Consider the following 20,723-nt stretch of genomic DNA (forward strand, 5'->3'; position numbering starts at 1 on the left):
GGAAAGCGTCTCTGGCGTAGCTCAGGCAGGAAGCCATAGCGGCTCGCGGCCGCCTTCGCGAGGAACATTTGCTCATCCCGACTCTTGATCGCCTGAGGATTGAGGAAGGCAACGCCTTCCCATGTCACCGCAAGAGGAGGACGTATGGCTAAACGAGCGAAGAAACGCACAACCAAGAAGGCCGCGGCGCGCCGGCCGCGTCAGGCGCCGAAGATGCTCAGCGACCTGTTCCTGGCAACGCTGAAGGACATCTATTTCGCCGAGAACAAGATCATCAAGACCCTGCCCAAGATGGCCAAGGCCGCACAGTCGAAGGACCTCACGGCTGCCTTCAACAAGCATCTGCGCGAGACCCAGGGTCAGGTCAAGCGTCTCGACCAGATCTTCAAGATGCTGGGCAAGCCCGCACGCGGCAAGCCTTGCGAGGCCATCAACGGCATCGCGGACGAGGGCGCCGAGATCATGAAGGAGTTCAAGGGAGCCCCCGCCCTCGACGCCGGACTGCTCGCAGCGGCGCAATCGGTCGAGCATTACGAGATCTCCCGCTACGGCACGCTGCGCACCTGGGCCGAGGAGCTCGGCATGCAGGACGCAGCCAGGCTGCTCCAGGAGACGCTCGACGAGGAAGAAGCGACCGATCGCACGCTGACCGAGCTCGCTACCTCGGTCATCAACCTCGAAGCGGAAGGCGAGTATCGCGCCGCTGCCTGATGCCGCGCCGCGCTATCACGACAGGACGCCGCGGCCAGGCCGCGGCGTTTGCTTGTTGGATCGCACGATGGCGCATGGCACGTCAGCGCCACTGCACTGGATTTCCCGGGAACCAGCCCCATATGGGGGCTTTCCCAGCCCCCGAGTCCGCATCATGCAACCCAAAAATCCCCTCGACTGGATGCTGTCCGAAGCCCTGGACTCGCTGACCCGCGCCGAACGGCTGCGGCACCAGTTCGGCCGCCAGGAAGCCTGCTGGGAGCCGCCGATCGACGTGCTCGAGACCGAGCATGAGCTTTTGATCCTGGTCGCGCTTCCCGGCGTCAATCCGGACAATGTCGAGACGGTCATCCATGACGGCGTGCTGGTGATCTCCGGCCTGCGCACGCTTCCGCCGGAGCTTCGCAACGCCCGCATCCACCGGCTCGAGCTGCCGCAGGGGCGTTTTGAGCGCCGCATTGCATTGCCCCTTGGCCGCTACGCCATCAGCCGTTTCGTGATGGACGGCTGCGTCGCACTGCGCCTCGCCAAATCCTGAGGTCGATCATGGCCACCGAACAGATGAACACCGCACAGACCAATTCCCAAAACGGCTCCGACGTGAAGATCCCCGAGGACGCACTGATCATCATCCCCGTGCGCGAGATGGTGCTGTTCCCCGGCGCCATCGCGCCGATCGCGATCGCACGCCCGAAGTCGGTTGCCGCCGCGCAGCAGGCGCTGCGCGAGCAGCGTCCGGTCGGCATCGTGCTGCAGCGCAGCCCCGAGATCGAGGAGCCCGGGCCGGACGATCTCTACCGGGTCGCGGCCATCGCCAACATCGTGCGCTACATCACCGCGCCCGACGGCACGCATCATATCGTCTGCCAGGGCGTGCAGCGCGCGCGCATCCTCGACTTCCTGCCGGGGACGCCGTTCCCGGCCGCGCGCATCCAGCAGATTCCGGAGCCGACCACGAACTCGCCCGAGATCGAGGCGCGGGCGCTGAACCTGCAGCGCCAGGCCATCGAGGCGATCGAGTTGCTGCCGCAGTCGCCGCCCGAGCTGACCGCGATGTTCCAGGGCACCAGTGCGCCCGGCGCGCTGGCGGATCTCGCAACCTCGTTCATGGACATCAAGCCGCAGGACAAGCAGGAGGTGCTGGAGACCATCGACCTCGCGCTGCGCGTCGAGAAGGTGTCGAAGCATCTGGCCGAGCGGCTGGAGGTGCTGCGCATCAGTAACGAAATCGGCCAGAAGACCCGCGCCAGCTTCGACGAGCGCCAGCGCGAGGCGATCCTGCGCGAGCAGATGGCGACCATCCAGCGCCAGCTCGGCGAAGGCGACGGCAAGGCGGCCGAGGTCACCGAGCTGACCGCAGCGATTGCCAAGGCCAACATGCCGCCGGAAGCGGAGGCGCACGCCAAGAAGGAGCTGCGCCGCTACGAGCGCATGCCGGAGGCTGCCGGCGAAGCCGGCATGGTCCGCACCTATCTCGACTGGCTGATCGAGCTGCCCTGGGCGCTGCCCGCGGAGAAGCCGATCGACATCAAGGAGGCGCGGCGCATCCTCGATGCCGATCATTTTGGCCTGGAGAAGATCAAGAGCCGGATCATCGAATATCTGGCGGTGCGCAAGCTCGCCCCGCAGGGCAAGGCCCCGATCCTGTGCTTCGTCGGCCCGCCCGGCGTCGGCAAGACCTCGCTCGGCCAGTCCATCGCCCGCGCGATGGATCGCCCCTTCGTGCGCGTCAGCTTAGGCGGCGTCCATGACGAGGCCGAGATCCGCGGCCACCGCCGCACCTATATCGGCGCGCTGCCCGGCAACATCATCCAGGGCATCAAGAAGGCCGGTAGCCGCAACTGCGTCATGATGCTGGACGAGATCGACAAGATGGGCCGCGGCGTGCAGGGCGATCCCTCCGCCGCCATGCTGGAGGTGCTCGACCCCGAGCAGAACGGGACGTTCCGGGACAATTACCTGGGTGTGCCCTTCGACTTGTCGCGCGTGGTCTTCATCGCGACCGCCAACATGCTGGACCAGATCCCGGGTCCGCTGCTGGACCGCATGGAGCTGATCAGCCTGGCCGGTTACACCGAGGACGAGAAGCTGGAGATCGCGCGGCGCTATCTGGTGCGGCGGCAGCTGGAGGCCAACGGCCTCTCGGCCGGGCAGGCCGAGATCGAGCCGGAGGCCTTGAAGCTGATCGTCAAGGGCTACACCCGCGAAGCCGGCGTGCGTAACCTCGAGCGCGAGATCGGCAAGGTGTTCCGTCATGCCGCGGTGCAGGTCGCCGAAGGCACGGCTGCCAAGGTCGTGGTGACGACCAAGGACATCGCCACCGTGCTCGGCCAGCCGCGCTTCGAAGGCGAGATCGCGCAGCGCACCAGCATTCCGGGCGTGGCCACCGGCCTTGCCTGGACGCCGGTCGGCGGCGACATCCTGTTTATCGAGGCCTCGCGCGTGCCCGGCCGGGGCGGCATGATCCTGACCGGCCAGCTCGGCGACGTCATGCGCGAGAGCGTGCAGGCTGCGATGACGCTGGTGAAGAGCAAAGCCTCGCAGCTCGGCATCGATCCCCAGGTGTTCGAGAAGAGCGACATCCACGTTCACGTCCCTGCGGGCGCAACCCCGAAGGACGGACCGAGCGCGGGCGTTGCGATGTTCACGGCGCTGACGTCGCTGCTCACCAACCGCACGGTGCGGAGCGACACCGCGATGACCGGCGAGATCTCGCTGCGCGGCCTGGTGCTGCCGGTCGGCGGCATCAAGGAGAAGGTGGTGGCTGCCGCTGCCGCTGGCTTGAAGCGGGTGATGCTGCCGGCGCGCAACAAGCGGGACTACGACGACATCCCGAAGAGCGCGCGGGACAACCTGGAATTCATCTGGCTGGAGCGCGTCGACGAGGCCATCGCCGCGGCGCTCGAGCCGGCTGGAGCCCAAGCTGAAACCCAAGTCGATGCGAAGGTCGAAGCGGCGGAGTGATGCGATGAAGAAACTGCTGGAAAAAGCGAGGAGATCGCGCAAGACGCAGCGACTGCGCCAGCTGCTCGATCGCGCCATCGACCGGGTTCGCGATGCGCTCGCAGGCCCCGGGGCGCGGCTTCAGCCGGTCCCGGTCCGGGTGAAGCGCCGCAAGGGTTGAGCCCCTCCGTCTCAAGCCCTCGCGGCTGCCCCAAATAAAAGGCCCCCTCCTTGCGAGGGGGCCTTTGCGTTATCAGGCCACGGCGTCCTTGGCAGCCTTGACCGGGCGGGCGCGGACGATCTTCCGGGCCGGCTTGGCCTTGAACATCATCTCTTCACCCGTGAACGGGTTGGTGCCCTTGCGCGCCTTGGTCGCGGGCTTCTTGATGACCACGAACTTGGCGAAGCCCGGCACCAGGAACAGGCCGTTCTTCTTGAGCTCCTTGTGGCCGACGTCGGTCAGCGTCTCCATGACGCTCTTGACGTCGCGCTTGGAAAGCTCGGTGGCGGTCGCAATCTTTTCGATCAACTGCGATTTGGACATTTGGGCTGGCATCGTGTCTCCTCTGATTCGTTGCCGGTTGCATATTAGACCAAGCGGCGAAGGCCTATAGCCTTCTGCACAGTTTTGTCGCGATTTTACGGGCTTTTTTGGCCCCCTGTGGCAAAAAACCCTGCTTTTTAGCTACTTCCGGAGCGAAAGAAGCCTCGGGCAGCGGATTTTACCTTGTTTCAAAGGCCCGCACGCAACCTTGCTAAAGCTGATTCGCGGCTTTCGACAAGCGACGACCAGCCTCTTTGTGCGAGGAGGGGTGCGTTTCACCCTAGAAAATAAGGGTTGGATCGCACCGCAGCCGCTCTCTCTCCCCGTTTTACGGGGAGAGAGAGGAGAAAGCAGCTAGACGCGCTCGATGATGATGGCGGGCGCCATGCCGCCGGCGGCGCACATGGTGACGAGACCACGCTTCAGGTCACGCCGCTCGAGCTCGTCGAGCACGGTGCCGATCAGGATCGAGCCGGTTGCGCCGATGGGATGGCCGAGCGCGATCGAGCCGCCATTGACGTTGACCTTGGCGCGGTCGAGCTTGAGGTCGCGGATGTATTTTTCAGCCACCACCGCAAAGGCCTCGTTGATCTCGAACAGGTCGATGTCGTCGATGGAGAGCCCGGCCTTGGCCAGCACCTTACGCGTCGCCGGCACCGGCGCGTTCAGCATCAGGGTCGGAGAGTCCCCCATGTTGGCCATCGCGACGACACGGGCGCGGGCTTTAAGGCCATGCGCCTTGGCATAGGCTGGCGAAGCCAAGAGGATCGCAGCGGCGCCGTCGACGACGCCGGACGAGTTGCCGGCGTGATGGACGAAGTCGATCTTCAGGTCCGGATATTTCTGCAGGATCAGGCCGCGATAGGTCGTGCCCTTGTCGTCGAGCGCATAGTCGGCGACGGCGGGGAACGCCGGCTTCAGGCTGCTGAGGCCCTCCATCGTGGTCTGCGGCCGCGGATATTCTTCATGGTCGAGCGCGAGGCCGCCGTCCTCGCGATGCACGGGCACGAGGCTCTTCTTGAAGTGGCCGTTCGCGATCGCATGCGCGGCGCGGTTCTGGCTTTCGAGACCGAGCGCGTCGACGTCACGTCGCGTGATGCCTTCCATGGTCGCGATCGCATCGGCGCAGACGCCCTGATGCGACTGCGGATGCCGTGCACGAAGGCGCAGATTGCCGGAATCCATCATCATCGGACCGCCGCCGCGCCGCCCTTCCATCGACATCATCTCGCAGCCGCCGGCGATGACGAGGTCTTCGGCGCCAGCCATGATCGAGGATGCCGCCATGTTGACGCTGGTGATGCCGGAGCCACAAAAACGATCCAGCGTCACCGCGCTGGCGCGCACGTCATAGCCGGCATCGAGCGCCGACATGCGGCCGAGATCGCCGCTTTGCGTTGCGACCTGCGCGCTGCAGCCCCAGACGATGTCGTCGACATCGGCGGTGTTGATGCCGGTGCGATCGGCGAGCGCACGCAGCACGGTTGCCCCGAGCTGCTGCGGATGAATGCCCGACAGTGCTCCCTTGCCGGCCTTGCCGATACCCCGCGGGGTGCGGCAGGCATCGATGATCAGCGCGTCAGCCATTGGCGTTGTCCTCTTGTTGTTGGTGTTGAGGACGGTTTTGAATAAGGGGAAGAGTGGAGTCAATGTGCGCTGCTGCACTCCCTCTCCCCGTTCTTACGGGGAGAGGGTTGGGGTCAGGGGCTGCCTCGGCAAAAACGGTAACAGACGGACTCGCGGAGGCTCCCCCTCACCCGGATTTTCCGCTGCGCGTAAAATCCGGCCTCTCCCCGCACGCGGGGAGAGGCGAAGAGATCACACCCCCGCCGCGTTCTTCGCGATCACGTTGCGATAATAGCTCGCGCTGAGCTTTGCGGTGCGGACCTGGGTGTCGAAGTTGACGTGATAGAGGCCGAAGCGCTTGCTGAGGCCGAACACCCATTCGAAATTGTCCATCAGGCTCCAGAGGAAATAGCCGCGCACCGGCACGCCCTCGGCGGTGGCGCGCTGCAGCTGGGCGAGATAGTTGCGCAGGTACATGATGCGGTCGGTGTCGTAGATCTTGCCGTCGGGCGAGACCACATCGTCGCCGGAGGTGCCGTTCTCGGTGATGTAGATCGCATCGGTCTTCCAGATCTTGGCCGCGAGCTTCGGCACCCAGTAGATCGTTTCCGGCGCGATCCGCAGCCAGTCCGAACTCATGTGCGGGAACGATTTCGGGATCGGCAGCGGCATGAAGCCCGCGCCCTCCTCGGACGGCACCACATAGTTCTGCGGCGCGTAGATGTTGAGGCCGAGGAAATCGACCGGCGAGGAGATGATCTTCAGCTCGGCCTCGGTGTATTTCGGCGCATCGCCGCCGGCATATTTCAGGAAGGCGTCGGTGTAGCGGCCTTCCATGATGACATTGAGATAGCCGGCATTCATCTCGCGCAGCGCGATCTCGGCGGCAAGGACATGCTCGGGCGTGTCGATCGCGGGAACACAGACGTCGATGTTCTCGGCAGGTCCCACCCGGGTGCCGCGGCGGCCATGAGCCCGCACCGCCTGTACCGCCAGCCCGTGCGCGAGTGCACTGTTGTGCCTGACCTGGTTGACCTCTCTCTGCGGCAGCGTCACGCCGGGCGCGTCGATGCCGAGGCCATAGCCGAACTGCACGAAGCGGCCGCTCTCGTTCAGCGTGAACACGTTCTTGACCCGATCGGTCAGGTGCTCGGCGACATAGGCCGCATAGTCGCCGAAGATCTTGCAGGTCTCGGTCGAGCGCCAGCCGCCGAAGCGGTCCTGCAGCGATTGCGGCAGGTCCCAATGATAGAGCGTCGCCCACGGCTCGATGCCGTTCTTGAGCAGCTCGTCAATGAGCCGATTGTAGAAGTCGAGCCCGCTGGCGTTCGGCTTGCCGTCCCCGTCCGGAAACACCCGCGGCCAGGCGATCGAGAAGCGATAGGCCTTGCAGCCGAGCTCCTTGATGAGCGCGATATCCTCCTTGTAGCGGTGGTAGTGCTCGTTGGCGCGGTCGCCGGTCGAGCCGTCCTCGATCTTGCCGGGGATGCGGACGAACTTGTCCCAGATCGAGACCCCTCGCCCGCCCTCGTTGACCGCGCCCTCGACCTGATAGGACGAGGTCGCCGTGCCCCAGAGAAAGCCTGCCGGAAAGCCGCTGTCGCGCGAGGCCGCTGCCGCCGGCCTGGCGTCGGCGCCTTCCAGAGGATTTGCGATTGCGGCCGCGGACAATCCCGCCAGCGCGGCAAACTGGCGACGCGAGACTTTGTCCGACATGTGATGCTGCCCCCGAGATGGTTGTTGCAGCCGCACAATGACCGGTCACGGGCAATTTGAGAAGCAGTGGAGGCAGGAGTTGACGATGCAAAAATACAGAAGGGCGCCCCCGCTCCAATGGGTCGCTATTCAGGCTCGATGCCGAGCCCCTGGATGATCTTGCCGGACGAGGCGAGCTGGTCTTCGAGGAAGCGCTTTGCGCCTGCCGTCGTCACGGCATCGCCGACACGGACATCGAAGCCGAGGGTGGGCGCGCGCTCGCGCACCTCGGACGATTCCAGGGCGCGTGCAATCTCAGCACTCAGTTTTTCGACGATGTCGGCGGGTGTGCCGACCGGCGCCATGAACATGAACCAGCCCTGGAGATCGACGCTTTGCAGCGTCTCCGCGATCGCAGGAACGTCCGGCAGGGACTCGATCCGCTTGGCTCCGGCAGCGGCGACTGGTCGAAGCGTACCTGCCTTGATGAAGGCCTCGGCGATCGATGCCGCCTGGATCGTCACCTGGATGCGTCCTGAGATGGCGTCCTGCACCGCATTCGTGGTCGTGTTGTAGGGGATGAGGACAAAGCCGGTTCCGGCATTCTTGTTGATGGCTTGAGCGATCAGACCCGAAAGGTTGCGCGCACCGTCGACGGCCAGGCTCAACGAACCCGGCGCAGATTTTTCGAGCTTGATCAATTCCGGCAGCGTATTGGCCTTCACCTCGGGATTGACGAGAAGGACGTGGTTGCTCCTCGCCACCATCGCGACCGGCACGAAGTCTTTCACGGGATCATAGGGAAGCTTCTTGAACGTGTAGGGGTTGGTGACGAGCGCCGCCGATGTGGCGAACAGGAGCGTGTAGCCGTCCGGAGCCGCGCGGGCGACCGCCTGCGTGCCGACGAGGTTTGCGGCACCCGGGCGATTCTCGACGATGAACTGCTGCCCGAAGGCCCGCGAGAGCTTTTCGGTGATGAGGCGACACATCACGTCCGGGCTATTGCCCGCCGGCTGCGGCACGACGACGGTCACGGGCCGCTGCGGCCACGACTGCGCGAAGGCCGGAAGAGAGAAGCAAAGCGCAAAGCCGGCGAGCAGCAGGCGACGCGATAGTCCGGACATGGTGTTCCTCCCTGAAAGATGCCGCTTTGCGGGCTTTTATTGGTCGTTCGCAGGCCGCAGCCGTCGCCGGCGGCAGTCGTTCGATCAGGTTTCGTCTGTGACGACATTCCTGAGCACGCCGAGGCGCTCGACCTCGATCTCGACGACATCGCCGGGCTTCATCCAGAGCGGCGGCTCACGCCGCGCACCGACGCCCCCCGGCGTTCCGCTGACGATGACGTCGCCAGGCTCAAGCCGCGTAAACGTGGAGCAATATTCGATCTGGCGCGGGATATCGAAGATCATCTGCTTGATCCGCGCGTCCTGCATGATCTGCCCGTTGAGGCGGGTCTGGAGCTTGAGCTCGCCGAGCGGACCGAGCTCGTCTGGCGTCATCATCCAGGGCCCGAATGCGCCGGTATCCGAAAAATTCTTTCCCGGCGTGAACTGATGCGTGTGACGCTGGAAATCGCGGATGCTGCCGTCGTTGTAGCAGGAATAGCCCACGACGTGGTCCATGGCATCCGCGCGGGAGATGTAGCGGCCGGCCTTGCCGATGATGACCGCGAGTTCGCCTTCGAAATCGAGATCGGTCGAGACGCGCGGCCGCACGATCGGCTGCAAATGTCCGGTCTGGCTGTTGGCATAGCGCGAGAAGATGGTGGGGTGATCGACCTCGGCGCGGCCGGTTTCCTTGCGGTGGGTCTCGTAATTCAGGCCCACGCACAGGATCTTGTCCGGGTTCGGGATGACCGGCAGCCAAGTGACTTTTGAGATCGCAACGGCGGCGGCGCTAGATCTAGCCTCCGCAACACCTGATAGCCCAGAGCCGATCGCGGCCTTGAGATCGGCATAGCGCGATGTCAGCACGGCGCCGACATCCCAAAAAGTCTCGCCTTCGACCATGCCCCAAGTGGTGCGGCCGTCGATCGATACGGTGCTCAGTTTCACGGCGTTCTCTCCATTTTCAGATCGGGAATTTTGTCTCGCTCGGCCGGCACGTCACGAAGACGCACATCGATCTCATGCAGGAGATCGCCGAGCCCGGAGTCATTGCGCGCGGTGCCGAAGACGTAATGGTCGGGCCGCACGATCGCGGCGACGACACCATGGCGGTCGAACCAATTCGCGAGCACGCCCTCGGTCTCTTCGAGCACATTCGGCACACCTGCGCCGGCAGGCGCGACTGCTGCTGCCGATAGGTCCGGGTGCGCGGCACAGAGCGAGAGCATCGAAGCTGCATCATTGCTGCGACCGTCGATCAACACGCGCCAGCCGGTCCCGGTCACTTCGTCCAGCAAGCGAGCCGTACGGCCGCTCGCGATACGCGGCTGCGGAAACAGAGTGCCGCGCGCCGGCATCTGGTGATACGCGAAAAATCCTGCGTGGAGCGGCGGGATGATTTCCTGCCGCGTCAGGAGCAGCGGCTTGCCGCCACCTTCGGCCAGGATCTTCGCATCGCGCTGCCGGGCCGCTGCCGGATCGCGCTCGCAGATCGACTGGCCGATCGCCTTGATCTTGCCGGTCAGCTCGATGACGTGCTGCTTGCGTTCGACCGTGTAGCTGTCGAGCAGGCTGTCGGAGGAGACGCCCTTAAGCACATGATCCAGCTTCCAGACCAGGTTCGTGGCATCGCGCAGGCCCTGGCACATGCCCTGGCCGATGAAGGGAGGCTGCTGATGCGCGGCATCGCCAGCAATCAGGATCCTGCCGTTGCGCCAATCGGCGGCAACGAGGGCGTGGAAGCGATAGGAGGCCGCTCGCCACAATTCCCCGTCATGCGGCGTGAGCCAGGGCGCGAGCAGCTTCCAGACATTGTCGGGTCGCTCCATCTGCCGCGCGTCTTCGCCCGGCAGCAGCATGATCTCCCAGCGGCGATGGTTCTTCGGGCCGATGAGGAAGCTCACGGGACGCGCCGGATTGCAGAATTGCGCAGAGCATTGCGGCAGGCGGGCAAGCGCGCTCTCGTTGACGCGCAAGTCGACCACCAGCCAGGGTTCGTCGAAGATGAGATCCTCGAGCGCAAGAGCTGCGATCTGACGCACGGTGCTCGATGCGCCATCGCAGCCGAGCACGTAGCGCGCCGTCACCGAACGGTGTTGTCCATCGCTGTCCTTCAGGCGCGCCTCGACGCGATCGGACGTTTGCAGGAGATCGAGCAGTTCGACGCCGAGCTCGGCCCGCACATTGGAAAAGCCGGTCGCGTGGCGGCGCAGTTCGGCCTCGACCGCAGGCTGGCTGAACACCATGCTCGGCGTGTAGCCGAGCGGATAGGGCTTTGCGACCATGTCGATGCGCCGGATCAACTGGCCGTCGACGCCAAAATGCTCCGATGCGGTGAAAGGCTCGATATAGGGCGAGATCGCGTCAGTGAGCCCCATATTGTCGAAGTGACGGAAAATCTCGTGATCGAGCGCGATCGCGCGCGGCTTGTCGTAGACATCAGTGAGCCGATCGATGACCAGCGTGCGATGACCGAGGCGGCCGAGCTGGCCTGCGGCAACGGCGCCGGTCGGCCCGAAGCCGACGACGAGCACGTCATAGTCGGTTGCGCCAGCGGTCTCCGTCATGCGCGCGCCGCCGTGAAGGGAATGGCGAGCTGCGCCGCTTTACAGGCCTCGGACTTCGGCGGGGCGATGCCCCATTGATCGGTTCGTCCCGGAGGCCAGACCCAATCACTCGGACCTTTCGCGACGTAGCTGTCGTCGATCTGCAGGACTTCGGCGGTGTATTCGATCACGCTACCTGCGGGATCGACGAAATAGGCGAACACGTTGTCGCCCGGTCCGTGACGGCCGACGCCCCAGCCGATCGGATAACCGTGGTCCACCATGCGACCGGAGCCGCGCATGACGGACTCCAGATCCGGCATGAGGAAAGCCACGTGATTGAGACCGTTGCGAGGGGCCTCCGCAAGCACGATGGCGTGGTGATCGCTGTTGCAGCACAGGAACGCCATCAGCTTCGACCGATCCGACAGCCGGAATCCCAGGGTCTCCTGATAGAATGCGGAGAGCTTCTCGATGTCGGCGCTGTTGATGTTGACGTGTGCCAGCCGCTCGGGGCGGTCAGCGATCACGCGCGCCGGTTTGGTACGATCGCCATGAACGAACTCGATGACGCATCCCTGCTCTTCGCGAACCGCGAAACTTGTTCCGCCCGACGGCGCAGACGACGGCGCGGGTGAGCTGATCACCTCACAGCCGGCTTGCCGCGCACGCGCGAACAGGCGGTGCAGATCCTCGTGCGAGCGGGCGCGGAAGCTGATCCTGCGGAGTGATGTCGCCTCACCCGGCGTGAGCTCGAGGACGTGGAAGTCGCTGCCCGTCGCGGCAAGGTACACCGTGCCGCCCGCTTCCGCCGCGACGTCGAGGCCCCAGACCTTGCTGTAGAACTCGACCGAGCCGGCAAGCTGCGGCGTCGTGACTTCGACGCTGCGCAGGGCCGTCACCGGAAAGTCGGACATCGGGCTTCCTTGTCAGGGAGTGCGAACGTCACCTCATTAATATGTATAAAATATCACGTAAAGCAAAAATTTATAAATAATTGTGCGAGCTCTGCTAATGTACATAAGTGCTGGAGATTCTGATGGATGCCCATGAGCACTGACAGCCAGAGGGTCGACCAACCGGCAACGCTGGCGACCACGATCTACGTGCGCCTCAAGGCCGACATCCTGACGACGCGGCTCGAGCCCGGTCGCAAGCTCCAGTCGCGCTTCCTGATGGAGCAGTACAACGTCGGACAGACCCCACTGCGCGAGGCCCTCAACCGCCTGACCACCGAAGAGTTCGTCGTCGGCATGGAACAGCGCGGCTTCTATGTGAAGGAGGTCAGCAAGGAGGAGCTCCAGGAGCTGACCAAGACGCGGTGCTGGGTCGAGGGTCTGGCGCTTCGCGAGTCCATGCAGAATGCGACCCAGACCTGGGAAGAGGCCCTGCTGGTTGCGCATCACCGGCTCGATCGTACGCCGCGCTCGCTCAAGCCCGACACATTCGAGGACAATCCGGATTGGGAGAGGGTGCACCGCGCGTTCCACGCGACGCTGATCGGTCTTTGCGGCTCACGACCGCTGCTCGGCTTCTGCGAGCAGCTCGCCGACCGGCTCTATCGGTATCGCATGATGTCGATTGCGAAGGCCTATCCGGCGCGCAAGGTCGGTGCCGAGCACAGCGATATCCTTCAGGCGGTTCTCGCCAGGGACAGCGAGCAGGCCGTGCGTCTGCTTCAGCAGCACTATCAGCGCACCGCCGACGTCATCTATTCCGATCTCGACGGATTGCTGGCGTAGCTTCGTCTAAGGGACATGGAGCCAGTGCGGTCAGCGCGAGCGCTTCGGCAGCTTTGGAAGCTTGTGAGGATCGAACGCCGGCAACTGCCCGGTTTGCTCGGACGCCGGCGGCTGCTGCTCCGTCAGAATGAGCGTACCATGGAGAACCATTCCCGGCACTTGTTGTGCCGTCGCCGTGTAAGTCGCGATCTTGCCGGGGCAGCTTCCCTCGATGTCCAGCGTCAGCTCGTCCTCGATACCGAAGACCGTCGCGCGTCCATCGGTATGACGCCTGGTCAACACGGTTGCGGTGAAACGGTCTCCATCGACCTTGCAGGAGCCGTGATAGGTCATCAGGCTGTCGCGGCCCCAGATCTGGCCGTCCGCAATGTGGACGATCCCGGTGCCCTGATCGATTGGCGTCTTGTACCACGCCGCGTAGGTACCGTCCTTCAGCATGGGAGCAGTCTCCCCTGGTCATTCCCCACGGATAATCCGCATGATCAGCGCTAAGAAAGCGTTAATCACGCGGCCCGTGACAATCCGGAACGTCCCTGCGCAGCTCCTCTTCAAGCTCCTCGATGATGCTGTGGAGCAGACCCGCCGCAAGCGGATCGGTGACTTCCCGCTCCAGGCGCCGGTAACGCGCGATCTGGAATTGCCGCTCTTTCAACTGGTGCTCTGTCATCGGACGACCCCTCCGCCGAATTGACGCGGAGACAGCCGAACAGTTTCGTTAAAGTTTTCGGATCATTTGACATGGTTTCCGATCGGTAAAGAACGGCGGGGCGGCTTTCTCCTACGGCACCTCGCCGCTCCTGCGACTCTCGCCGATGCTGTGCGGCTTGTTCAGGAAGAACTCCCGATTGCCGAGAGCTGCTTCCGCGTATTGATCGATCGCGACCTGGATCGCCTCGACATGCATCCGGCACCAGCCTTCAAGGCAGGACAGGCGCCGCGCGTGCTCGAGAGCCTTCAAGAACTCCGGGGGCTCCCGCATGTCGGAGAAGTAGGTCGGCCTCTCTCCTTTCATGCCCGCGCCACCTCTCTTGGCGGAACAAGGCGGCGCTTCTCGACACCGATGCGCGGTGGCGCCGGCCGCCGGCGGGGAACGAAGAGGCTGGCGACGACGATCGGGTCGGTGTCCCCGAGAGCAGCCCGCTCCTGGACGAGCCCGCTCATCACGGTGCGCATCTTCATGACCTCCTCGGCCACGAAGGTGCAGTCCTCGTCCCGGTTGATTTGCTCATGCATGATGGCCTCGGCCTCACGCATGCTGACACGTAACGCCCTGATGATCTTGCGGATTTCATTGATGCGGTTGTCCATGGCTCGCTCCTTGGCTGGACGCGCAGCATAAGAACAAATCATGAACATTGAGTCAATCGGCCTGAAGTAGAATGTGACCGGGCTCATCTCCCGTGACGGGAGGCGCCGCCGAGTGAGTGGTCGCCGCCTCTCTAAGAGGACAGGCGAAGCCAGACGTCCTTGCTCACCAGCGTACCGCTCGGCGTGGCGATCTCCATGTCCACGACATGCAGAGAGCCGGGCTCGTCTGCATAGATGTACCTGAGGTGCCACATGCGGCCGAGGTCCGGTGAAATGACGAAGTCGTCCAATCCGTCGGTGATGGCCCTGATCGCTTCGCGGTGCGTCAAGGGTGAGGAAAACATCGCATCGATCAGGTTGGCGAGGCTCATGCCCTCGACGAGCATGAGGCGCGCAACCTCGTCACCGTAAACGTGTCGGAGCGCCGCAACGATCGCGGCGACGGCGTCCGGATTCTTCAATGACACGACAAAGCAAGCCTCCGGGCCCATGATGCCGGAGACGGGATATTTTGCGCAAGCTGTCTGCGCAGGGCCGTGCGAAGCTCTGAGCCCCCTCGCTCTCCGCCAGGGCGCAGACAGCCGGATCTCGGCGCGCCTAGAACGTCACCCGCATCCCGGCATAGAACGCGCGCGGCCGGGCCGGGCTCAGCGAGCGCGGATCGGTGAACTCGGCGCCGCCATTGGTGAAGTTGGGCAAGGCTTCGCGGTCAAAGAACTGTCCGTAGGTGGCGTAGCGCTTGTCGAAGATGTTGTCGACGCGGCCGTAGAGCTGGAAGTTCTTCGTCACCTGATAAGAGGTGTGGAGATTGAACACCGTGTAAGACGGCAGCTTCGAATACTGGTTTGACTCGTCGCCGACGAAATACTGGCTGGAGACGAACAGCGCATTGCCGCCGACTTTCCAGACGTCGGTGACGTTGTAGTCGATACCGACCTTGACCCTGTGGCGGGGGATCGCGGGAATCTGGTCGCCGGGCAGGACCTGGATCGTCTCGGTCACGGGATCCCTGAACGGGCTTTCTGAGCTGAGCGCGAAGGCGTCGAGGTAGCGTGCGTCGACGAAAGCATAGCTCGCCTGGAACTGAAGCGTTGGTGACTTGATGTTGACCTCGGCCTCGAGCCCCTGACGCCTGGTGCGGCCGACATTGGTGAAATAGCCGAAGCCGGTGCGCCCCACTGCGGGAACGGCGACGATGTCGTCATAGTTGGTGGCGCGGAACGCACCGACCTTCCATCCAAGGGAGCCGATGTTCAGCTCCCTGGTGCCGCGGAAGCCGGCCTCCACGGTCTTGGACACCACCTGATTCAGCGGCGGGTCCGAAACCAGAAACGCCGCGAGCATGCAGGGCCTGACCGGGTCGGCGCAGCCGAGCTCGAGCGGCGTCGGCACGCGGTTGGCCTCGGAATAGCCGGCATAGGCGGTCAGCTCGGGCGTGATCTTGTAGGTGCCGCCGATCACCGGATTGAAGCGGGTGAAGGTGTGATCGCCGTTGAGACTGGTGCCGAGCTGATCCTCCAGCGTGATGCGCGCCACGTTGAAGCGGCCACCTCCGGTGATGGCGAAGACATCCGTGACGTTGAACGTATCCATCGCGTAGAGGCCGTTATATTGATTGACGGTCCGCAGCGAGACGGGACCTGCGACGGTGTCGGGTACGCCGGTCGGCCCAAGGAAGATCCCGCTGCCGCTGACGACGTAGTTTTCTCCGATCGTGCCGATTTCGGCGGTCGCGTTGTAGCGCGTGACACTGGCGTCGTAGCTTGTGCCCATCACGAAGCGGTTGTCGTGCCCGAACAGCTGATCGGTGTTGGTGGCCTGTCCCGACACGCCGAAGGTGGTCGATCGTATCGAGCTGCGGTCGATCTCGCCGAGGATGGTCCCGGTTGGGAAAGGATTGGCAAGCTGCACGCCGTTGGTGCCGTTCGCCGGCGTCGTATCGTCGCCGAAGCACAACAGCCCGGCAATGGCGCATTCCTGTACGTCGGTCGGATTGCCGTCGACCAGCTTCTGCTCGTACCTGCGCAGATGCGCGGTGCCTTCCAGCGTCCAGGTCGGCGTCGCATCGACCTTGCCGGTGAAATTGAGATAGCCGACGCGGTTGCTCGTGGTCTGCGGTGTCGTGTAGGTCGCGCCCCAATATTTGTCGAGCAGCTCTGCCGGAACGGTGGCACTGGCGCCGAAATCGTTCTTGGCGAGGCCCATGTTGACGTGGAATTCGCTGTCGCCGGCCCTGTAGCCGACATCGCCGTAGAAGCGCCGCACGGTCGATTGGGAAAAATTGCGGAAACCGTTGTCGCGCAGGCCTTCGAGCGCGGCATAGACGCCATAGTTCTTGTCGACCTGCTTGCCCCATTGCGCCGAGCCCTGGACGCGGCCGAACGAGCCGCCCATCAGATCGAGCTCGGCGCCCTGATAGGTGAAGCCGTCCTTCATCTGCAGATTGATCGCGCCGCCGAGCGCATTGAGGCCGAAGGCGGGATTGTTGGTGACGAGCGTCACCGACCTGATCGCGGCGGTCGGGATCAGGTCCCAGTTGACGGCGTCCGAGAAGGCTTCGTTGATGCGCACGCCGTTCTGGTACACCGCAAGGCCCTGCGGCGTGCCCGTCACGGGCGAGGCGACGAAGCCGCGGAACTCGACATCCGGCTGAAACGGATTGCCGGTGACCTCGGTGATGTTGACGCCGGCGATGTTGTCGCGCAGCGCGTCGGTGACGTTGAGCGAGCCGGTGCGCCTGATCTGGTTGGCATCGACCGCGTTGATCGCCGAAGGAACCTTGTCGACGTCGAGACCCCTGCCGGTGCCGGGCGAGGTCGGGTAGACGTAGATGCGCGTCTTCGGGCGGTTCGACGACGAGGCCCCCGCGCGCGCCACCGGCCGCGTTGGCGTCGTGCGCCTCGCAGTCGACGGCGACGGTGCCGTCACCTCGACCGGCGGCAGGTTCTGGACGTTGGTTTCCTCATCCTGCGCCGCCCCGGCAGGGCTCGCGAAGACCAGCCCCAGCAGCCCCGTCGATACCGATGCCATCAACGAACGACGCTTGAACCAAAGACGCTTGCCCATCCCAGCCTTCCCACCCGTAACCACCGGCTGTTCTGATGTTCGCCGTTTGGTGCAGACGAGTGTAATCGGCAGCAGCTCACGCGCCAGCCACAAAAGATCGGGCAATATCCGCACCCGTTTTCCCGACCAAATCGGGAATTTTTCCCGATCGTGTCGCGCCATCAGGCCGCCGCCGTCGGCACCAGCGCCTCGACGGTCAGGCCGCCGTCGCCGGAGACGACATTGAGCGTGCCGCCCAGCGCCAGAATCCGCTCACGCATGCCGACGAGGCCGAAGCCGAGCTTCTGGCCCGGCTCCATGCCACGGCCATTGTCGCTGACGCGCACCCGGGCACAGAGGCGGCCGTCCCGCGTCGGCTGGTCCGCGGGCTCGATGACGACATTGACCGCGGTCGCACCGGCGTGGCGAAACACGTTGGTCAGCGCCTCCTGCACCACGCGGTAGATGGTGAGGTCCGCAGTCTCGCCGGTCGCTCCCAGCCGGGGCGAGATCGTGGTTTCGATGGTGACGTCGGGATGCGACTCCCGCCACAGCCGGGACAGCGATTCGAGCGCCTGGCCGAGGCCGAGCTCGGCAAGGCCGACCGGCCTCAGGCGTTCCAGCACGCGGCGCGTGAATTGCTGGAGCGCGTTGATCTGCTCCAGGAGGGCGCTGCCGTGCTTGCGCACCGCCTCCGCGCTCGGCGCCTTGCCGTCCGCGAGCTTTGCCAGCGCACTGGCATGGGCGCGCAGCGAGAACAGATACGGCCCGAATTCGTCGTGAAGCTCGCGCGCGATCTCCTTGCGCTCGACGTCCTGCAGCGACACCGCGCGCTCGGCGAGGCGCCGCTTGTCCTCGACCGCCTCGCCGAGCGTCGCGGCAAGATGATTGAGCCGGGTGCAGATTGCGGCGAGCTCGGGCGCGCCGCCCGGCGCGACGCGGGCCTCGTAATGTCCGCCTTCGAGCTTCCCCATGACCTCCGCCAGCGACTGCAGCGGCGCCAGCGCCCGGCCGACCACATTCATCATCACCAGGAACAGCGCGAGCGCGATCACCGAGCCGACCTCCAGCTGGGTCACGATGCCGTCCCAGATCTCGGCGATCTCGTCATCGGGATGCGAGGTGATCCGGAGCGAGCCCGGCTTGCCATGGATCGACACCGGCACGCTCACCGCGGTCTGCTCGGGATGAACCAGGCTGACGAACCAGGCCGGCGGGGCCCGCGCGTCGTCGTCGGCATCGGGCCGCGGCGGCGTCAGCGGGTTCCCGCCGGAATCGTGAAGCGCGATGCTGACATGGCGCAGCCGGCTGAGATCGCGGGCGATCTGGTTCAGCCGCGCAGCCGGGTCGGGCGCCTCGTTGAGATTGGCAACGATCATCTCGATGAATTCGCGCGCAAGGCGGATCACGCTCTGGTCCTCGGCCTGCACGCGCGGCCCCGCCTCCGCGACCTGGCGGCCGATATTGACGGCGAGACCCAGCGCCAGCAGCAGCGCCAGCAACAGGTTGATGCGTGCGCGCAAGGATAGATTTTGCCACATTGGTCTCGCCCGTACCCGCAAAGGATGTTCGCGCCCGTCGATGACGTTGACAGAGGCGAAGCGCCCGATATCTAATCGAAAGCGTACAGCAATCCCGGCCGGGTTGCATGAGGCGACATGAGACGCGCGCGGCGTCCTGTTCGGTATCATGCGGCGCAAAACAGGCAGATTCTATCACTGGGAACGTGCTGTCACGGGGAAACGCCTATGCGCATTCTGATCGTCGACGATCATCCCATTGTCGCCTCCGGCTGCCGTGCCGTGCTGGCCGACGAAGGCGAGATCGAGATCCTGGAGGCTGCCGACGCCGAAGACGGCGAGAGCATCTTCATCGTCGAGCGCCCCGACCTCTGCATCATCGACATCAACCTGCCGACCGTTTCCGGCTTCGAGCTCGCGCGCCGCATCCTCGAGCGCGCGCCCGAGGCCCGCATCATCATGTTCAGCATGAACGACGACCCCGCCTTCGCCGCGCGCGCGATCGAATGCGGCGCCAGGGGCTATGTCTCCAAGACCGGCGACCCCGACGACCTCGTCGAGGCGATCCGCGCCGTCGGCGCCGGCGGCACTTACCTTCCGACAGCGATCGCGCGCAGCATCGCCTTTGCCGGACCGGCGCTGGCGCAAAGCCCGCTGTCGAAGCTGAACGCGCGCGAGATGGAGATCCTGCGGCTGCTCAGCGCCGGCAAGAGCCTGTCCGAAATCGCCTGGCTGGTGCAGTCGTCGTACAAGACGGTGGCCAACACCTCCTCGATCATGCGACAGAAGCTCGGCGTGAAGACCTCGGTCGAGCTGGTGCGGCTGGCGATCGACAGCGGCGTCGCCTGACGACACGCGCCGCCACGAATTCGGTCACACAAGCGTTGCAATGTTGATGTGGTTAGATGCCACTGGAGCTTAGGGCATGACTATTCAGACTGTCTCAACCAACAAATCCTACGGCGGTGTGCAGGGCGTGTATCGCCATGCGAGCCAGGCGACCGGTACCGACATGGTGTTCTCGGTCTATGTTCCGCCGCATGCCGACGGCGCCAAGCTGCCCGTGGTCTGGTACCTCTCCGGCCTCACCTGCACGCATGCCAACGTCACCGAGAAGGGCGAATTCCGCAAGGCCTGCGCCGAGCTCGGCCTGATCTTCGTCGCGCCCGACACCTCACCGCGCGGGCCGGACGTGCCCGGTGATGCCAACAACGCCTATGATTTTGGCCTGGGCGCCGGCTTCTATGTCGACGCGACGCAAGATCCTTTCGCGCGCAACTATCGCATGTGGAGCTACATCACTGACGAGTTGCCCAAGCTCGTGGCGGAGAATTTTCCGGTCGATGCCAAGCGGCAATCGGTGATGGGGCACTCGATGGGCGGCCACGGCGCGCTGACGGTGGCGCTGCGCAATCCGCACCGCTATCGCGCGGCCAGCGCGTTTGCGCCGATCGTCGCGCCCTCGCAGGTGCCCTGGGGCATCAAGGCCCTGACCGGCTATCTCGGACCGAACAAGGAGGCCTGGCGCAACCACGACACCGTGGCGCTGATCGAGGACGGTGCGAAATTTTCGGGCTTCCTGGTCGACTATGGCGATGCCGACAATTTCCTGAAGGAGCAGCTCAAGCCGGAGCTGCTGGACGCCGCCTGCAGCAAGGCCAACATCCCGCTGACGCTGCGGCGCCAGGCGGGATACGACCACAGCTATTATTTCATCTCGACATTCATGAGCGATCATCTGCACTGGCATGCGGCGAGACTGACGGCGTGATCTCTTTCTTCCTTCTCCCCTTGCGGGAGAAGGTGGCGCGAAGCGCCGGATGAGGGGTATCTCTCCGCGTTCCAAAGCGCGAATTGGATTCGAGGAGAGATACCCCTCACCCGTCTCGCCGCTTCGCGGCGAGCCACCCTCTCCCGCAAGGCTACGAGATTCACACATTTCGGAGGCTCCAACCATGCTTGATGGCGTGGAACTGGGTGAGGCCTCTGATCATGAC

At 64.4% G+C, this 20,723-nt stretch carries 21 protein-coding genes; 7 read left to right on the plus strand and 14 right to left on the minus strand.

Going from position 1 to position 20,723, the window contains the following annotated elements:
* The first annotated feature begins 144 nt into the window (after positions 1-144).
* The 4 genes from JQ592_RS04575 to JQ592_RS04590 all read left to right on the plus strand — a co-directional run bounded on the left by JQ592_RS04575 (position 145) and on the right by JQ592_RS04590 (position 3,835).
* Positions 145-711, plus strand: coding sequence for a ferritin-like domain-containing protein (locus JQ592_RS04575; protein WP_211401700.1), 567 nt, complete (start codon positions 145-147; stop codon positions 709-711).
* Positions 712-865: 154 nt separating this feature from the next.
* Positions 866-1,249, plus strand: a complete 384-nt coding sequence (locus JQ592_RS04580) for an Hsp20/alpha crystallin family protein (RefSeq protein ID WP_211401701.1) — start codon at positions 866-868, stop codon at positions 1,247-1,249.
* A gap of 8 nt (positions 1,250-1,257) precedes the next feature.
* Entirely contained in the window at positions 1,258-3,675 is a 2,418-nt protein-coding gene (gene lon / locus JQ592_RS04585) for an endopeptidase La (RefSeq protein ID WP_211401702.1), read from the plus strand.
* Between the two features lie 4 nt (positions 3,676-3,679).
* Entirely contained in the window at positions 3,680-3,835 is a 156-nt protein-coding gene (locus JQ592_RS04590; protein WP_211401703.1) for a hypothetical protein, read from the plus strand.
* A gap of 72 nt (positions 3,836-3,907) precedes the next feature.
* On the opposite strand, the gene JQ592_RS04595 is transcribed toward JQ592_RS04590, so the two are convergent.
* The 7 genes from JQ592_RS04595 to JQ592_RS04625 all read right to left on the minus strand — a co-directional run bounded on the left by JQ592_RS04595 (position 3,908) and on the right by JQ592_RS04625 (position 12,028).
* Positions 3,908-4,210, minus strand: coding sequence for an HU family DNA-binding protein (locus JQ592_RS04595; protein WP_008139488.1), 303 nt, complete (start codon positions 4,208-4,210; stop codon positions 3,908-3,910).
* Between the two features lie 342 nt (positions 4,211-4,552).
* Complete coding sequence (locus JQ592_RS04600) at positions 4,553-5,785, minus strand: acetyl-CoA C-acetyltransferase (protein WP_211401704.1); 1,233 nt, start codon at positions 5,783-5,785, stop codon at positions 4,553-4,555.
* Positions 5,786-6,016: 231 nt separating this feature from the next.
* Positions 6,017-7,480, minus strand: coding sequence for a GH1 family beta-glucosidase (locus tag JQ592_RS04605; protein ID WP_211401705.1), 1,464 nt, complete (start codon positions 7,478-7,480; stop codon positions 6,017-6,019).
* A 125-nt stretch (positions 7,481-7,605) separates the two neighbouring features.
* A complete protein-coding gene (locus tag JQ592_RS04610) occupies positions 7,606-8,583 on the minus strand; it encodes a Bug family tripartite tricarboxylate transporter substrate binding protein (protein ID WP_211401706.1) in 978 nt (325 codons plus the stop codon).
* A gap of 84 nt (positions 8,584-8,667) precedes the next feature.
* A complete protein-coding gene (locus JQ592_RS04615) occupies positions 8,668-9,513 on the minus strand; it encodes a fumarylacetoacetate hydrolase family protein (protein ID WP_211401707.1) in 846 nt (281 codons plus the stop codon).
* Positions 9,510-11,132, minus strand: a complete 1,623-nt coding sequence (locus JQ592_RS04620) for a bifunctional 3-(3-hydroxy-phenyl)propionate/3-hydroxycinnamic acid hydroxylase (protein WP_211401708.1) — start codon at positions 11,130-11,132, stop codon at positions 9,510-9,512. Before JQ592_RS04620 ends, JQ592_RS04615 begins: the two co-directional genes overlap by 4 nt.
* Positions 11,129-12,028, minus strand: coding sequence for a VOC family protein (locus JQ592_RS04625; protein WP_211401709.1), 900 nt, complete (start codon positions 12,026-12,028; stop codon positions 11,129-11,131). The genes JQ592_RS04620 and JQ592_RS04625 overlap by 4 nt, the downstream gene beginning before the upstream one ends.
* 132 nt (positions 12,029-12,160) lie before the next feature.
* Here JQ592_RS04625 and JQ592_RS04630 point away from each other — a divergent pair, with 132 nt between their 5' ends.
* On the plus strand, positions 12,161-12,853 hold the full coding sequence (locus tag JQ592_RS04630; RefSeq protein ID WP_211401766.1) for a GntR family transcriptional regulator: 693 nt from the start codon (positions 12,161-12,163) through the stop codon (positions 12,851-12,853).
* Between the two features lie 30 nt (positions 12,854-12,883).
* Here JQ592_RS04630 and JQ592_RS04635 read toward each other — a convergent pair whose 3' ends face one another.
* From JQ592_RS04635 to JQ592_RS04665, 7 genes are all read right to left on the minus strand, one after another.
* Positions 12,884-13,291 carry a hypothetical protein gene (locus tag JQ592_RS04635; RefSeq protein ID WP_211401710.1) on the minus strand — a complete coding sequence of 136 codons (408 nt, stop codon included), beginning with the start codon at positions 13,289-13,291 and terminating at the stop codon, positions 12,884-12,886.
* Between the two features lie 61 nt (positions 13,292-13,352).
* Positions 13,353-13,520 (minus strand): hypothetical protein, encoded by a 168-nt coding sequence (locus tag JQ592_RS04640; protein ID WP_211401711.1) that lies wholly within the window; start codon positions 13,518-13,520, stop codon positions 13,353-13,355.
* A gap of 111 nt (positions 13,521-13,631) precedes the next feature.
* Positions 13,632-13,865, minus strand: coding sequence for a hypothetical protein (locus JQ592_RS04645; protein ID WP_183242239.1), 234 nt, complete (start codon positions 13,863-13,865; stop codon positions 13,632-13,634).
* Positions 13,862-14,161: a hypothetical protein gene (locus JQ592_RS04650; RefSeq protein ID WP_211401712.1), complete on the minus strand. Its 300-nt coding sequence runs from the start codon at positions 14,159-14,161 to the stop codon at positions 13,862-13,864. Before JQ592_RS04650 ends, JQ592_RS04645 begins: the two co-directional genes overlap by 4 nt.
* Before the next feature lie 131 nt (positions 14,162-14,292).
* A complete protein-coding gene (locus tag JQ592_RS04655; RefSeq protein ID WP_211401713.1) occupies positions 14,293-14,652 on the minus strand; it encodes a hypothetical protein in 360 nt (119 codons plus the stop codon).
* Positions 14,653-14,758: 106 nt separating this feature from the next.
* On the minus strand, positions 14,759-17,227 hold the full coding sequence (locus tag JQ592_RS04660; RefSeq protein WP_211401714.1) for a TonB-dependent receptor: 2,469 nt from the start codon (positions 17,225-17,227) through the stop codon (positions 14,759-14,761).
* A 161-nt stretch (positions 17,228-17,388) separates the two neighbouring features.
* Complete coding sequence (locus JQ592_RS04665; RefSeq protein ID WP_211401715.1) at positions 17,389-18,747, minus strand: histidine kinase; 1,359 nt, start codon at positions 18,745-18,747, stop codon at positions 17,389-17,391.
* Between the two features lie 207 nt (positions 18,748-18,954).
* Here JQ592_RS04665 and JQ592_RS04670 point away from each other — a divergent pair, with 207 nt between their 5' ends.
* Positions 18,955-19,575, plus strand: a complete 621-nt coding sequence (locus tag JQ592_RS04670) for a response regulator (RefSeq protein WP_211401716.1) — start codon at positions 18,955-18,957, stop codon at positions 19,573-19,575.
* Positions 19,576-19,651: 76 nt separating this feature from the next.
* On the plus strand, positions 19,652-20,497 hold the full coding sequence (gene fghA / locus JQ592_RS04675) for an S-formylglutathione hydrolase (RefSeq protein WP_211401717.1): 846 nt from the start codon (positions 19,652-19,654) through the stop codon (positions 20,495-20,497).
* Positions 20,498-20,723: the final 226 nt, after the last annotated feature.

Origin of the sequence: Bradyrhizobium iriomotense, assembly GCF_018129405.1 — a bacterium.
Classification (GTDB): Bacteria; Pseudomonadota; Alphaproteobacteria; order Rhizobiales; family Xanthobacteraceae; genus Bradyrhizobium; species Bradyrhizobium iriomotense_B.

Excerpts from the sequence above, each read along its gene's own strand:
- JQ592_RS04630 (WP_211401766.1), top strand. The coding sequence starts at position 12,161 with ATGAGCACTGACAGCCAGAGGGTCGACCAACCGGCAACGCTGGCGACC.
- fghA (WP_211401717.1), top strand. The coding sequence starts at position 19,652 with ATGACTATTCAGACTGTCTCAACCAACAAATCCTACGGCGGTGTGCAG.
- JQ592_RS04590 (WP_211401703.1), top strand. The coding sequence starts at position 3,680 with ATGAAGAAACTGCTGGAAAAAGCGAGGAGATCGCGCAAGACGCAGCGA.
- JQ592_RS04645 (WP_183242239.1), bottom strand. The coding sequence starts at position 13,865 with ATGAAAGGAGAGAGGCCGACCTACTTCTCCGACATGCGGGAGCCCCCG.
- JQ592_RS04660 (WP_211401714.1), bottom strand. The coding sequence starts at position 17,227 with ATGGGCAAGCGTCTTTGGTTCAAGCGTCGTTCGTTGATGGCATCGGTA.
- JQ592_RS04625 (WP_211401709.1), bottom strand. The coding sequence starts at position 12,028 with ATGTCCGACTTTCCGGTGACGGCCCTGCGCAGCGTCGAAGTCACGACG.
- JQ592_RS04670 (WP_211401716.1), top strand. The coding sequence starts at position 18,955 with ATGCGCATTCTGATCGTCGACGATCATCCCATTGTCGCCTCCGGCTGC.
- JQ592_RS04580 (WP_211401701.1), top strand. The coding sequence starts at position 866 with ATGCAACCCAAAAATCCCCTCGACTGGATGCTGTCCGAAGCCCTGGAC.
- JQ592_RS04595 (WP_008139488.1), bottom strand. The coding sequence starts at position 4,210 with ATGCCAGCCCAAATGTCCAAATCGCAGTTGATCGAAAAGATTGCGACC.
- JQ592_RS04575 (WP_211401700.1), top strand. The coding sequence starts at position 145 with ATGGCTAAACGAGCGAAGAAACGCACAACCAAGAAGGCCGCGGCGCGC.
- JQ592_RS04600 (WP_211401704.1), bottom strand. The coding sequence starts at position 5,785 with ATGGCTGACGCGCTGATCATCGATGCCTGCCGCACCCCGCGGGGTATC.
- JQ592_RS04635 (WP_211401710.1), bottom strand. The coding sequence starts at position 13,291 with ATGCTGAAGGACGGTACCTACGCGGCGTGGTACAAGACGCCAATCGAT.
- JQ592_RS04650 (WP_211401712.1), bottom strand. The coding sequence starts at position 14,161 with ATGGACAACCGCATCAATGAAATCCGCAAGATCATCAGGGCGTTACGT.
- JQ592_RS04605 (WP_211401705.1), bottom strand. The coding sequence starts at position 7,480 with ATGTCGGACAAAGTCTCGCGTCGCCAGTTTGCCGCGCTGGCGGGATTG.
- JQ592_RS04665 (WP_211401715.1), bottom strand. The coding sequence starts at position 18,747 with ATGTGGCAAAATCTATCCTTGCGCGCACGCATCAACCTGTTGCTGGCG.
- JQ592_RS04640 (WP_211401711.1), bottom strand. The coding sequence starts at position 13,520 with ATGACAGAGCACCAGTTGAAAGAGCGGCAATTCCAGATCGCGCGTTAC.
- JQ592_RS04655 (WP_211401713.1), bottom strand. The coding sequence starts at position 14,652 with ATGGGCCCGGAGGCTTGCTTTGTCGTGTCATTGAAGAATCCGGACGCC.
- JQ592_RS04620 (WP_211401708.1), bottom strand. The coding sequence starts at position 11,132 with ATGACGGAGACCGCTGGCGCAACCGACTATGACGTGCTCGTCGTCGGC.
- JQ592_RS04610 (WP_211401706.1), bottom strand. The coding sequence starts at position 8,583 with ATGTCCGGACTATCGCGTCGCCTGCTGCTCGCCGGCTTTGCGCTTTGC.
- lon (WP_211401702.1), top strand. The coding sequence starts at position 1,258 with ATGGCCACCGAACAGATGAACACCGCACAGACCAATTCCCAAAACGGC.